General features: G+C 66.0%; 13 protein-coding genes. 7 read left to right on the top strand and 6 right to left on the bottom strand.

The window, feature by feature from the left end:
- Nucleotides 1–11: 11 nt before the first annotated feature.
- On the bottom strand, nt 12–560 hold the full coding sequence (locus tag ACIP64_RS27100; RefSeq protein ID WP_401591663.1) for a YrhB domain-containing protein: 549 nt from the start codon (nt 558–560) through the stop codon (nt 12–14).
- A 1157-nt stretch (nt 561–1717) separates the two neighbouring features.
- On the opposite strand from ACIP64_RS27100, the gene ACIP64_RS27095 reads away from it, so the two are divergent.
- Nucleotides 1718–2446: a hypothetical protein gene (locus tag ACIP64_RS27095; RefSeq protein ID WP_401591661.1), complete on the top strand. Its 729-nt coding sequence runs from the start codon at nt 1718–1720 to the stop codon at nt 2444–2446.
- Nucleotides 2443–2817 (top strand): winged helix-turn-helix domain-containing protein, encoded by a 375-nt coding sequence (locus tag ACIP64_RS27090; RefSeq protein WP_401591659.1) that lies wholly within the window; start codon nt 2443–2445, stop codon nt 2815–2817. Before ACIP64_RS27095 ends, ACIP64_RS27090 begins: the two co-directional genes overlap by 4 nt.
- Before the next feature lie 369 nt (nt 2818–3186).
- On the opposite strand, the gene ACIP64_RS27085 is transcribed toward ACIP64_RS27090, so the two are convergent.
- Nucleotides 3187–3933 carry a methyltransferase domain-containing protein gene (locus ACIP64_RS27085; RefSeq protein ID WP_401591814.1) on the bottom strand — a complete coding sequence of 249 codons (747 nt, stop codon included), beginning with the start codon at nt 3931–3933 and terminating at the stop codon, nt 3187–3189.
- 258 nt (nt 3934–4191) lie between these two features.
- On the opposite strand from ACIP64_RS27085, the gene ACIP64_RS27080 reads away from it, so the two are divergent.
- Nucleotides 4192–4662 carry an Imm1 family immunity protein gene (locus ACIP64_RS27080; protein ID WP_401591657.1) on the top strand — a complete coding sequence of 157 codons (471 nt, stop codon included), beginning with the start codon at nt 4192–4194 and terminating at the stop codon, nt 4660–4662.
- A gap of 131 nt (nt 4663–4793) precedes the next feature.
- On the opposite strand, the gene ACIP64_RS27075 is transcribed toward ACIP64_RS27080, so the two are convergent.
- Nucleotides 4794–5183 carry a hypothetical protein gene (locus tag ACIP64_RS27075; RefSeq protein WP_401591653.1) on the bottom strand — a complete coding sequence of 130 codons (390 nt, stop codon included), beginning with the start codon at nt 5181–5183 and terminating at the stop codon, nt 4794–4796.
- Between the two features lie 306 nt (nt 5184–5489).
- Here ACIP64_RS27075 and ACIP64_RS27070 point away from each other — a divergent pair, with 306 nt between their 5' ends.
- From ACIP64_RS27070 to ACIP64_RS27055, 4 genes are all read left to right on the top strand, one after another.
- Entirely contained in the window at nt 5490–6002 is a 513-nt protein-coding gene (locus ACIP64_RS27070) for a hypothetical protein (protein WP_401591651.1), read from the top strand.
- Nucleotides 6003–6182: 180 nt separating this feature from the next.
- Nucleotides 6183–7235 carry a hypothetical protein gene (locus ACIP64_RS27065; protein WP_401591649.1) on the top strand — a complete coding sequence of 351 codons (1053 nt, stop codon included), beginning with the start codon at nt 6183–6185 and terminating at the stop codon, nt 7233–7235.
- 37 nt (nt 7236–7272) lie between these two features.
- Entirely contained in the window at nt 7273–7698 is a 426-nt protein-coding gene (locus ACIP64_RS27060) for a hypothetical protein (protein ID WP_401591647.1), read from the top strand.
- Nucleotides 7691–8269 carry a hypothetical protein gene (locus ACIP64_RS27055; protein ID WP_401591645.1) on the top strand — a complete coding sequence of 193 codons (579 nt, stop codon included), beginning with the start codon at nt 7691–7693 and terminating at the stop codon, nt 8267–8269. Before ACIP64_RS27060 ends, ACIP64_RS27055 begins: the two co-directional genes overlap by 8 nt.
- A gap of 11 nt (nt 8270–8280) precedes the next feature.
- Here ACIP64_RS27055 and ACIP64_RS27050 read toward each other — a convergent pair whose 3' ends face one another.
- The 3 genes from ACIP64_RS27050 to ACIP64_RS27040 form a co-directional block, all read right to left on the bottom strand.
- Nucleotides 8281–8460: a PaeR7I family type II restriction endonuclease gene (locus ACIP64_RS27050; RefSeq protein ID WP_401591812.1), complete on the bottom strand. Its 180-nt coding sequence runs from the start codon at nt 8458–8460 to the stop codon at nt 8281–8283.
- Between the two features lie 109 nt (nt 8461–8569).
- A complete protein-coding gene (locus tag ACIP64_RS27045; RefSeq protein ID WP_401591643.1) occupies nt 8570–9928 on the bottom strand; it encodes a hypothetical protein in 1359 nt (452 codons plus the stop codon).
- Between the two features lie 186 nt (nt 9929–10114).
- Nucleotides 10115–12091: an N-6 DNA methylase gene (locus ACIP64_RS27040; protein ID WP_401591641.1), complete on the bottom strand. Its 1977-nt coding sequence runs from the start codon at nt 12089–12091 to the stop codon at nt 10115–10117.
- Between the last annotated feature and the right edge of the window lie 412 nt (nt 12092–12503).

Below are 12503 nucleotides of genomic sequence, written 5' to 3'. Positions count from 1 at the left end.
AGGGAAGGTGCCTAACGGCGGACGGTCCGCACCGCGTACACCGGGTTGAGCGGTTTCACAAGCGCCCGATCGGCGATGGCCAGCAGGCCGGCGGGGACGTCGCCCCGGTGCAATCCGGTGACGTACTCCAGCGCCCGCGCGGGTGACAGCACGGGCAGCCGCTGCCGCAGCGCACGTCCAGCATGGATGCGCCCACGCCTGGTGGCGACTTCGCGTATCTCGTCGTGCAGATCGTCCACCGCGGTACGGACGGGCAGCCCCCGGATCCGGGCACGGTAGTCGTCCTCCCAGTGGCCACCGGCCGAGGAGACGACTCCGATTTGGTGCAACCCCCCGTCGACACGATCGACCAAGTAGGGTCCGTTGCCGACCAGCAGGTGCCGCGTGTTCCCGGTGCGCAGGTATTCCACGGACTGCCAGGAGACGATCCAGACCAGTTCGTGCTCACTGACATCCGCCACAGCCGTGCGTACCGCATGCGGATCTGTCGCCGCCCACTTCCGGTCCTCGCGTTCCAGCTCGTCCTCCACGATCCGGACCGCGACGTCTCGCTCGATCACGCGTGCATCCTTCCTCGTACGCCCCGCGGTACGGCGACGCGCAAGTTCCCAAGCCAGGGAACTGGGGCGGCGACTTGTCTCGCTACCCCGAGAGCATCGGAGCCCAGTGGCAGAGCTGCCCCTTCGTCGGCGAGTACGGAGCGATCCTCGCGCGACCTGACGGCCTCGTTCATCTCATTTGTTCCGGGGTTGCCGGGCCGCGCGAAACGCTGGACCTCTCCCGACGGATGAGCCGGTTCAGAGCCTCCTCGAAGGACTCCGCGACCCGCCAGTGGGCACAAGGGCTCATGCCGCCGTGGGACCGGGATCCGGCGCCAGGTTCGGTGCCGTACCGGGCGGGAGTCAGAAAGCGTCCCTCCACCACCCGTTTCCGTTACGGCGGTCGATGTCCAGGTACTGCCGCTGGATGATCAACTGATCCACCCTCTCGACGATGCGACGCACCTCGCGCGCTGTCTTGGAGGGGAGGGCGCAGATCGCGGATTCCAGGATGTCCCGCTCCTCGGCGGGCTCCGGACAGCAATCGGGATGGCCGCAGCGGTCGGCGAAGAGGGACGGAAGTTGTCCCCGTGGGGCGCGTGCGATGCTGCACCAGCGCGAGAGGGCTCGCCCGACGACCCCTGGGCCCAGGCGCGTGCGCTCCAGTCCAATGATCTCGGCCTGGGCCGGTCCGGACAGTTGGCCGATCCTGGAGTACCTGCCGTCGTGCGGCGAGAACACCCGGTTCTGCGCCCTCAGGCGCGTTGGGCGCCTACGCGGCATGGGCCCTTCGGTCGGTGTTCATGCGCACAGCATGGCAGGGCATCCGCGCGATTGCGCTTGATATCTCGCGCCGAGCTGGGGAGCCGCCGTCACCGACCGTGCCGCTGTTCGGCGCCGGCCCTCCCCGCCGACTTCAGGCCGACGCTCACGGGCGGCTGATCGGTGCGCCGCCGCAGGTAGCCACAACTCCTCTTGACCGCAACGTACTTTGCATTGCAAAGTTCATGGATGCGGGCAGCCGACCGGCGGCCCGCTTCCCAGCGCTCCCGAAGCGCGACCACAAGGGGGGCCTCATGGGGACACCGTCACTGAGCGGCGCGGGATCCGAGCCAAGGACGCACGCCGTCAGCCTGTTAGCGGCGACGGAAGACCTAAGGGCCAGGACTCGCGCGCAGATGAACGGCTCGTGGGTCTCCCTCCTCGGCTTCGCCTTTCTTGCGCTGGCAGCCTCTCCGGTTGCCCGGTACGCCTTCAATTTCGGCGCCCATGGACGCAACGTCGGGTCCTATCCGGCCTTCGCCTATGCCGAGCTGAGTGACCTGTGCGTCGTCCATGAACTGGGAGCCCCCTGTGTGAGGGGCGAGTTCGACGGCGCCGTCCTCCGCTTCGCGGCCTGGGGCGTGTGGTTCGCGCTGCTTCCCCTGGCATGGTTCGTCTTCGCCCGCTGGTACCGCCTGCGCGGTGAGGACCGCGGTGTCGTGCCCCGTCGTGGCATGTGGGTCCGTACGACCGCCGTAGCCACCGCAGCGATCACGACGGCCCTGATGGCCCTGCTGTTCGGCGGGGACCAACCGTGGGAGGTCGTACTGCTGGAGAACAGCTACGTCTCCCCGTGGTACCTCGTCGGCCTTGGACTCGTCGCACTCGGAACAGCCGAACGCAGCTGGATCGCCGTGGCCGCCGGTACCGCTCACGCCCTGCTGCTCACTGGGTACCTCGGGGCCTCCTGGGGCAGCGGATGGCTCCCCTGGCAGCATCCCGCACACCCCGACTGGACCGACGGACCGCAGGCCAAAGCACTCCTGCTCGCCGCCATCCTGCTCCTTGCCGGCCTGGCCGAGTGGGCCGTGGCCCGTCGTCGGCCCGCGCCCGAGGCGGTTGAAGCCGGTACGGTTGCCGCATGAGTGTCGGGGACTCGACCGCCGGGTGGGACGAAGAGGAAGGACTCCATCCGACGCAGTCGCTGAACGACACCGTCCACCAGCGTGTACGCCTCGGCATCCTCACCGTCGCCCGGGAAGCCGATCGCGTCGAGTTCGGCTTCCTGAAGAATCAGTTGGCCGTCACCGACGGAAACCTCTCCCGGCACGTGAAGGTGCTGGAGGACTCAGGTCTGATCACCGTGGAGAAGGGCTACGCCGGTCGGCGCCCCCGAACGTGGATTGCCCTCACCCGTCAAGGCGCGCAGGCGCTGGACGCGGAACTTCGCGCCCTGCGTGCCCTCGTCCTCCGCCTGGAAACCCCCCGTCCCACGGCCGACCCGTCGGAGGCGTGATCACCGTTCCGTCAGGGGTGCGGTACCCGCGGGTGAGGCTTTACGGCCTCGAACGCCGAGAACGCCGCCATTCGCCGAGCGTCCCGACCACCGTGATGCCGACGAACGCACAGACGCCGAACTGCACCAACTCCCAGAACGGCGCATGGCTGAACAGAACCCCCGCCAGCGTGCCCGCCACAGCCGCAAAGAGGGCAGCCCCCGCGTTCCCCAGCAACATTCGGCCCATGCCTCATCCCCCGTCCCCGTGTTGCCCATGTACCCGTACGAGGCCGGGAGGCCGACCTCGCAGGGGCGGTCTCAAGGATGACCCAGGTCCGCCGTGCCGGACGAGGCAATTGCCGGTGCGGCGATCGGACCCCCCGGGGGTCAGGCCTTCGTGAGGACGAAGAACAGGAAGCACAGGAACTTGCCCGACGGCTTCTGCGCGAAGACTTCGGGGAACCGTTCGCGGGCCTCGGGCGCCGGGGCCGGTTCGCTGATGACGTCGATCCGGAAGCCGGCCGCGGTGAACGCGTCGGTGATCGCGTGCAGCGGCCGGTCCCAGAAGGTCATCAGGTGTTTGGCGCCGCCGAGTTCCCACATCTCGGAGCTGGCGCGTGTCGCGAAGTAGTCGGTTCCGCGCGGCGCCGCCATCTGGCTGACGAAGGGGTGGTTGACGGACACGATGAGCCGTCCGCCGGGCTTCAGCACGCGCCGCAGTTCGGCCAGGGCCGTTGTCCAGTCCTCCAGGTAGTGCAGGACCAAGGAGGCGACGACGTCGTCGAATCCGGCGTCGGCGAACGGCAGCGGGCCGCCCAGTTCGGCGCGCTCCAGCACCACGTCGTCGCCGAGCCGCTTGCGGGCCAGCGCCAGCATCCCGGCGCTGGAGTCGAAGCCGGCCACGATCGCGCCCCGCGCGCGCAGGTCCTCGGCCACGGGGCCGGCGCCGCAGCCGGCGTCGAGGATCCGGCGGCCCACGACGTCGCCGGCGAGGTCCACGATCGCGGGACGCGCGTAATAGGCGTTGATGAGGCTGGTCTCGTTCTCCGCCGCGTACGCCTCGGCGAAGCGGTCGTAGTCGTTCGCCTTCTCCCCGGGCCCCGGGGGGGCCTCGACGGGACTGATCCAGGACATCGACCTGGGCACTGGGCCGTCCACCTGTCCGGTCTCAGGGATGGCGGGTCCGCCGGTCGTTCCGGGACGGTTCGGCAAGGTCGACCTCGTTCGTTCGGGCCACGGTGGGCATGACGGGAGTTCCACGAATCGGCCGCTCGGCCCCGATGAAGCCGGCGTACTCGAAACTACGCGACGAAGTCGTGTGCGAGGACGTACTTCCTGGGAGTTGTACGGCGACATGCGAGGGTAGGGAGGACGTGTGGCGAGGTTGAGACAGTGACTGATAACCGATTGGAAGCGCGTTACCGCCGAGCTGACATGCAGGACCCCGTGCTGATTTCCACATCGGGTGAAGTGGATCGCCTTATCGACGCTCTGTTGGCAGGGCCGGAAACCCACAACGCGGTGCACATCCTGTCGAGGGCTCGACCTGTGATGTGGCTGGGATTTCCGGATCATGAGCTCTACGTCGGAGTAAGCAGAGCTGACCAGGTGGGCGCGTTGGCTCTCTCGCTGCCCGAAGTCGGACGCATCGCTTCAGTGGGTTCCCCAGGTTCACGCAGTGGCGTCACATATCATGTCGCAGGGCATTGGACTGAATTTGCCGACAATTCCGAGATTTCATTGACGCGCGTTCGCGAGGCCGTCAAAGAGTTCCTCCGTTCCGGAGGAAATATTCCGACTTGCCCGAAGTGGAAGCCCTTTGAAACCCTTGGCGAGGGAGTGGACAACGACCCTTGGGCGTAGAGCCTTGATGCCATGGGAATTCGTCTCACCTGTCGGAAGGCTGCGGGCCGGGCCTCATCCGGGCGGATGCTGACCCGCGGCAACGCCGTCCCATCGCCGCTGTTGGGAGTTGCACGGCGCTGGGTCTGTCATCAGTTGAGGCAATCGGGGCAGTCCACCACGGGCGGCGGGTGCGGGAAGGTGCGGTTGCCTTCCAGCCAGTTCTCCAGCCACTGGGCCAGGGTGAACCGCTCCTCGAAGAATCGGTGCCGCTCGCAGAGCGCGTTCGGGTCCCAGCCCCACATGCGGGCCTCCGGTGTACGGAAGTCGACGTGCCACCAGATCGCGCAGCCCAGTGTCATCAGCGGCGGAGTGTGAAGCAGATACAAAAACTCGGGGTCAGACTTGATCTCGCGCACGCACCGGAGCAGGGACTCCTCCTCGCTGTACCACTTGCCGGTGTCGGTCAGGGACAGGACGCCGTCGGGTCCGAAGCCGCCATTGGCGACCTCCAGGTACAGGCGCCGCAGCAACGCCGGCATGGGGTGTCTCACGATGCTTTCGAGCTCGGCGATCGAGGCCCACCTGCATGGCACGGACGAGGACGCGGTCTCGTCGGCCTACGTGGAGGCGTGCGCTCAGCAGTGGACCGAGCGCAGAACCTCAACACGTGCGGCGACGAGCAGAGTTAGCCTCGGAATTTCACGAGGTGGGCGGGCCGTTCAAAGCGTGACCAAAAACGCGATAAGCACTCCGCGTCTGAACACTAAGGTGCACAGCCGGGGGATCGACTACCGGGCCCGCAGCGCGGAAGAAGTCGCTGCGAAGGAGAGCAATGGCCCCACGGCATGAAGTACAAGAACGAAGCCGAGATCATGCGCGCGCTCGGAATCGACACCTGGAGGCATCTCTCCAAGGAGAAGGCGGTCAGGTTCGCGGCCATGATGCCTGACATGGACACCGAAGTGGCCATGAAGATCGTTGAACAGTTCCCCGAGTTCAGGAAGTTCGCCACGGATGCCTTCGGCACCATCGAGAAGGCCCACGAGGCCACTCTTGCGGACGGCAGGCATAGCCTGGATCAGGTCTACCAGGCCCTCCGGGAGAACCGGGTGATCTTCGAGCGAGAACTCCAGAGGGGTGACCTGACCTGGGAGCAGAGGAAGCACATACTCGAACTCATCCAGGAAACGGCAAGACTTGCTTCTCAGAAGGACACCGAGCACAAGCGCCACGTGGACGGTCTGCTGAAGAAGACCATGGTCGGTGTCGGATCAGCGCTTGCTCTCGGTGTGGTCTTCGTCGGAGGCCGGATCCTGGCCCAGGGCAAGGACGAACCCGATGACTCCGGGGAGTCGTGAGACCGGCGCCGGCGACGGTCTTGGATTTCGGTGACCGTCTCATTGATCGGGCCGCGCTGGGCTCTGACCTCCGCTGGAAGCGGGGGCGTTGTCAGTGGCGTGCGTCAGACTCGGAGCACGGTACACACCCGTGCCGGCTGTCTGTCCACGCACCGCACCCCCGGCCCGCAAGGAACGGTCATGGCACATCTGCACAATCAGTTCGACGACCTGCTCACTCTGATCAACGTAGACCCCGACGTCCTCACGGCGACACGCGAACGTCTGGCGCTGGCCCGCACATTGGCCGAGCAGCACCCCGAGGGCCGTACGTCGTACAGCTCGGGTTCGATCCCTGTTCGCACCCACATTCAGCCGCACGCCGGAGCCATCAGCGATGGGGACGGCGGGATCATCTTGGACCGTATCCGGCACCCGGAGCTTGGTCCTGATGGAGGAGGGGAGGCTCCGCACACCGTCACCGATGAACTTGTCGCGTTCATCGGTCCGAAGCTCCGAGACCCGGAGCGCACCCCGTTTTACCCCAAGGCGCGAGTGTGCAAGTCCCGGCGGGGCCTCAAGATTCACTTCGGCGCCCCGGTCAACGGCACGGATGTCACGGTCGATCTCATCGTGGCGCTGCGGCGCCGCGACGGGCGCGGACTGTGGATCCCCGACCTGGAGCAGGCCCCGAGCTCCGCAAAGGCATGGAGCGCCAGCGACCCTCAAGGCCACGTGGAGCTGCTGACGTCCGGCGCCGACGCCCTGCGGCGCACTCGGCGTCGCGCCATCCGCATCCTCAAGGCGTGGAATGCCCAGGCCACGAAGCCGGGCTTTTCCTCACACCAACTCTCCGTCTGGGCATATGAGTTCGTCGAGCCGAAAATGGGCCTCGTCGGCGCCGTCCACACGGTGCTGCTGAAGGCCGCCCTGCGCCTTCAGCGCGGCGAGCCGACCAAGGATCCGCGCTCCGTCTCGCCCGACCTCAAGCCGCTGATCCCCGACGCGGATGCAGAGCGGCGGCTGCGGGTCGCCGCCGACAGGCTCGCGAAGGCCATAGCCGACCCCGATGACATCGACACGGTGGCGGAGGTCCTGGAACTCCTCTTCCCCAAGACGATGCGTGAACGCGAGCGCGCCTTCTCCGCCGCCTCCACTCCCCTGAGCACCACCGCAAGCCTCGGTCTCGCGGGCACGAGCCTGTCCATCCCGAAGACGCGCTCGTGGCGGAAGGGCACGGCCGTTGAACGGTGACAGACGTCCCGCGGGCCGTCCTTGGTTCGCCCGCCCGATGGCCCGCGCCGAGCTGCTGACTGGGATGCGTTCAACGGGGCTCGACGTGCGCGAGGTGGATAAACCCGCCGACTTCGCGTCCGGGTTCACCGTCCAGGTCTACCCGCACATTCGGATCCTGCCCTCACACAGTCTCCGCATCGCCTTCGCCCCCGGCGATCCGGCATTCCCCCGCGTCCACGCACGCGGACCCGACTGTCCCGCCCACCGCAACCCCGACGGTTCCCTTTGCCTCTGGTACCCGAAGGACGCGCTCTCGCGCCGGTGGTCGCCCGGCGACGGCGGGCGGCTCCTCGTCGCGATCATTGTCCGCCATCTGCGCTGGGAGTCTGCCTTTTGCGCCACCAGCATCTGGCCGGGCTTCGAAGCACCCCACGGCCTCGGTTCGCCGGGCCTCGACGAACAGGACCACATCATTGGCTGACGCGATCAAGGCCCTCGGCCCCTACGCTGCTGTTTTCGCCGCGCTGGTGACCGGCCTCGTCCTCGGCGTCCAGGCGCGGATCGGGCGTCGCGCTCAGATGCAGGAGCGGAAGCAGGAATTGTTCGCGAGCGCGTACGAGGCAAGTATCCAGTACGCGGAGATGGCTTACGCCGTGCGGCGCCGCCGCGCGGACGCTGCCGCCGAGGAGCGGGTTCGCCTGTCGGAGCAGCTGCGGGAGATCCAGTCCAGACTGACCTGGCACGAGGCGTGGGTCCGTTTCGAGGCTCCGGAGGTGGGCGCCGCGTATGACGAACTCGTCTCCCGTACACGGACGGTGGCCGGGCAGAGCATGAAGGATGCGTGGCGATCGGCTCCAGTGGCAGACGACACGGCGATGGTGATCCCGACGTCGGTCGTCGACCTGCGGGCGCTGGCGGATGTCCGCGAGCGATACATGGCTGCGGTGGAAGCGCACCTTCGCCCCCGGGGCCGCGCCCGACGCCTTCTCCCGCGCCCGCGCCGCGCCCTGCTGTCCCCTCGCGTGCCCGGTACTGGCCCTGGGCCTACGTGATCACCAACGCCCTAGAACGGCTCGATGAAGTGTTCGCTGCCCGCCTCGGCGGTGAGTAGCGCAGCAGTGTCGTAGTTGCCCTCCTTGACCATGCGTTCGAAGAAGATCTTGTACCGTCCTATGTACGACGCTCCTCGAAGATTGGGTCCGGCGGGAACGGCATGTTCTTGGGCAACTCGACCTTGGTCAATGATTTCGGCGCGCGTTCTACGAGCATGATGAAACCGAACCAGGGCTCAGCTTTGTGCGCCCCCAGCAAGCACCAGCAGGATCGGTCAGTCGTTGCAGCCAGCTGCCGGGTCACTCTTCCCGGAGACCGATTGCCATCACGGTCCCGTCGGCACGGATGGACACCGCGTTCCACTTCCCTGACGCGCTGCGGTCCGGCCACTGTCCTCGGAGGCCGTGCACTTCGCGTCGATATTCGTTGACGCGCCCGTGGTGGAGATGCATGTACAGGCTCTTCTCGAGTCCGGAGAACGCCTCTACGCGGGTGCCGTTCAGGCGGTAGATGTGGTCGGTGCCGACGAAGTCGATGCCGTGGATGTGGTGCTCTGCATCTCGCAGTCTGGCCGTGTTGGCATGGACGTCATGCTGGAAGTGGCGTTGCCCCTGCTCCTTGGTCAGGTACTGGGCGGTGGGTCTGCCACCTCCGGTGAATGCCGTGAGCGTGGCCGCTTCCGTCCGTGCCAGCACAATGTTGAACCAGGTGAAGGATTCGGGCAGTACCTGGTACCCGGGGAGGGTCGTCTCGCCTCGTTCTGCGTGCCGCACGACGTCGGCCATGCGATTCCCTTGGTCCAGGGCAAGGTTCAAGTCGGCTTGTCCTGTTTCTCCGGACGGGTGGAGGACGGTCGTGCCCGGTGCCTCCAGGACGTGCAGGGCGAGGCTCTCCTTAGTGGGGATCTCTGTTCCGATCAGCAGGTACGGGACGGTGCCGTAGGGCCCGATGTGTACGGACTCCACGTGAGCACCAGCGGTGCTGAGCTGCTTGTGTACCTGGTGGACGCTGCTGTGGGTGCCCTTCGAAGAGACGAGTAGGACCTTGGACGGCTGATCTGGCTGCCAGGCTTCGACGAAGAAGTGAGGCCGTCGTTGCAGCGGCTCCGGGCGGGATCCGGTGCCGGAGGTGCTGCGAAGGGCCCAGCCGGCTTTCAGAGCGACGTCCGCGGGAATCACGGAGACGGAGTGGTCGGGGTACCTGGACCTGACCACGTGCTCCGCCAACAGTGAGGCGAAGCCAGTTCCGATTTCTCCGGACTGCGTGGCCTTGTAGAAGCGCAGGAGGTCGCGCCCCTCGGACGACAGTCCCAGGTAGTCGCCCTGGTTGGCCTCCAGCGCCTGGCTGTAGCGCAGACTCCCCCAGTGCTCGGCCAGCCCTCGTCCTGCGCCTTGACGGGCCGACGCGGCCCCGAGGCCGATGGCGTGAATGACTTGCCAGGGAGTGAGTGTCAGTGACCGCGGCGCGGCTCGGACGGCTCTGTAGTCGGTGCGTCGGCGAAGCGGGCCCCGTCCGTCGTCTATTCGCTTTTCGTCCTCGTCCTCCGCGGCCTCGGAGACCTGGGCGGCGAGTTCGGTGGACGAGCGGACCTGGACGTGTGAGGTGTTGCTCAGCTCGTGGAGGATCTCGCTGACGGCTTTGGATTCGTCCTTGTTCACCGATTGCCCTTCCGTCGACGTCGTGTGGCTTGAGCCGCAGGACGGTAGGGCGGGGCGGGGGAGCGCAATCAAGTACGCACGAGGGGCGCAGGCCGGTATCCGGCCAGCTCTCTTCGGTGCCCGTACGAGTGGCGCCGGGCGAACTGCCAGGGCTGTCACTGGCAGCCTGAGCACTCTGCGTCGTACTCAACTTCGCAGGAGCCTCATGAGCGAGTCGCGGCGGATCTGTTGTGTGAGCGCGAGCTGCTCATGTAGCCGTCGCTCATGCTCATCCAGCTGCCTCATCGCGTCGGCGATCGCCTGTTGCACTCCGAGATCTGGCAGTGCAACAGGCAATTTGCTCAGAGCGTTGAGAGAGATGGTCTTCATGGTCATACTCCCCGTGGAGTGGGCATCGAGCCATTGGCGTGCCTTCGTACTGCGGAGGTAGGCCGCGAAGTAGTCAGCGTTCAGCTCAGCGGGTGGCCGAAGAACGAAGCAGCCGGTTCCACAGAGCCATCCCTGTTGCTCCTCTCGGACGACCGCACATCGCCCCAGCTCTCCGCGACGTGCCAGTACCACGTCGCCGAGGTGGAGGCGAAAGCGATCCAGATCATTGGCTTGACGGTCGCCGATGTACTTGATGCTCGTCGTGCTGATGCCATTGCTGGTGAGGTCCTTGGGCATCACCACGGGGATCCCGGCGTCCACGTAGTCCTCCGCATGGATGAGACTTCCCGAAGGCCCGGCGTAGAGCAGGCCGGGCTCCGGTTCCTCGAACAAACCAGCTTGAGTTCCCTTCACAATGAGCCCAAGAGGCACACGGGGAAGTTCGACCCCGCTGCGAGTCAATCGCCTGCACACGCTGAAACTTCCCTGGACAGCACGGCTGGAACTCGACGTCGCGCCGTTATGCCGGTCCAGGGCATCGAGCATGAGATCAAGGTCTGGTGCTGCTGGTTGCTGCTCAGGGTCGAAGTGGACGTACCGGCGCGGATCGAGGCTGCCGTCGTTCTCGTCGATCTCGGCATGTGAAACCGAACGAGAGAATCCTGGTTCATCAGGCGTTGCGGAAGGGGACAGCCGCCACGCGTGAAACCGCGTGCTGATGCGATCAGTGTCCTCGGTGGTCAAGGTGCATGGCTGCCGTGGAACCTGTTTACCGAGTCTGCTTGCATCGATGAAGAGGACGGATTCGGTATCGCCTACCGGCAGGTGGCGGGACTTGTCGCGAGCCAACACCCAGATGTGTACGGGAATGGCGGTGTGGGGTGCGAAAAGGTTCGCCGGCAACGCAATGATAGCGAGGAGAGCACCACTGGCGATCATTCTTCTGCGGATCAGCGCTTCACGGCCGCCGGACCAGGCGGCTCCCGGCGGCATGATCATTACCGCGAACCCCTCCTCGCTGAGTCGGCTCCACGCGAGCTGGAGCCAGGCGAAGTTCGCGCTGGATTCGGGCGGTTGCCCGAAGGGCCAGTCGACTGTGTGGTGAGCCGTGATGCGCTGGTTGAACGGCGGGTTGCTCAGCACCAGGTCGACGAGGCCCGTACCCCGGTGCTGAAAGAGCGACACCGGATCGGAGGCACTCACGACGGGCTGATCCACTCCGTGGATGGCCAGGTTCATCATCGCTAGCCGTGGATTGCTGCGATCTGTGGCATGAGCCTCGAAGGAAGCGCCGTCCAGCCGACCGTGTGCCGCGATGCGCTCCGCTGCGACTGCAAGAATGCCACCGGTCCCGCAAGCCGGATCAAGGATTCGATCCCCCGGCCGCGGGGCTGCGGTCTCCACAAGCAGGCGCACGACGTCGCGCGGTGTGTAGAACTCTCCTGCCAGAAAAGCACCTTCCTGAACGTGGCGTTCGAGGAGCAACTCATAGACTTCCGCCAGGCTTGCTTTGGCCAGCGCCGGCCCCTGCGTAAGGGCAGCAAGGAACGCGGCTGCCCAGGGAACGTCATCTGCTCCTTCACTTCCGTCGAGGAACTCGACGTCGAGCCTGTCGATGTCAGGCACAGGAAAGAGCTGATGCCTACTCGCGCTTCTCAAGGCGGCGCGCAGGTCCACCAGCGGCGAGATGCCGATCTGGGCCTCCGCAGTTGCTCGAGCCCACCGTTTGACGAACTCATCCTCCGATTCACCGACCGACTCAACAAACCCTGCAAGAAGCAGGATCGTGGTCATAGAGGTGAGGTCGCCGAACGTTTTCCGGCCCCGTTGGAAGGGTGCGTATGCCCGCCAGAGCCGGTCCACAACGTCAGCAGATGCGCTCTTCGTTTCTGTGCTTCCCACTTGCAGGTCTCCTCGCTCCACATCGACTTACTGCAGTTGGCTGATGGTGTATGCCACTGCTGAGGCGACAACCATCAGCAGACATAGACGCAGCGTCATGCCCGTGCTCTGCATCGCCTTACCCAGCAGCTCGAAGAACGACTTCACTCTGTGGTGCCCCCTACCACTCTCGATTGGGTATGTGCGCAGCAGCGCTGCGCACTCTCTGCACTCGGGGCCCTGTTGCGAGATGGCCGTGCTTGGCCCTGAAGTTGAGGCGGATTGGCAGGAATCTAGCAGTGGGTGCAGAGGGGTGCACGTCTGT

The sequence above is a fragment of the Streptomyces sp. NPDC088733 genome, assembly GCF_044751185.1.
Classification (GTDB): domain Bacteria; phylum Actinomycetota; class Actinomycetes; order Streptomycetales; family Streptomycetaceae; genus Actinacidiphila.
The sequence above is the reverse complement of the archived record's forward strand: the minus strand, read 5'-3'. Positions and strand labels throughout refer to the sequence as shown.

Bases quoted from the DNA above. Each gene is read 5' to 3' on its own strand.
- ACIP64_RS27095 (WP_401591661.1), top strand. From the start codon at position 1,718: ATGAACGGCTCGTGGGTCTCCCTCCTCGGCTTCGCCTTTCTTGCGCTG.
- ACIP64_RS27090 (WP_401591659.1), top strand. From the start codon at position 2,443: ATGAGTGTCGGGGACTCGACCGCCGGGTGGGACGAAGAGGAAGGACTC.
- ACIP64_RS27085 (WP_401591814.1), bottom strand. From the start codon at position 3,933: ATGTCCTGGATCAGTCCCGTCGAGGCCCCCCCGGGGCCCGGGGAGAAG.
- ACIP64_RS27075 (WP_401591653.1), bottom strand. From the start codon at position 5,183: ATGCCGGCGTTGCTGCGGCGCCTGTACCTGGAGGTCGCCAATGGCGGC.
- ACIP64_RS27070 (WP_401591651.1), top strand. From the start codon at position 5,490: ATGAAGTACAAGAACGAAGCCGAGATCATGCGCGCGCTCGGAATCGAC.
- ACIP64_RS27065 (WP_401591649.1), top strand. From the start codon at position 6,183: ATGGCACATCTGCACAATCAGTTCGACGACCTGCTCACTCTGATCAAC.
- ACIP64_RS27060 (WP_401591647.1), top strand. From the start codon at position 7,273: ATGGCCCGCGCCGAGCTGCTGACTGGGATGCGTTCAACGGGGCTCGAC.
- ACIP64_RS27040 (WP_401591641.1), bottom strand. From the start codon at position 12,091: ATGACCACGATCCTGCTTCTTGCAGGGTTTGTTGAGTCGGTCGGTGAA.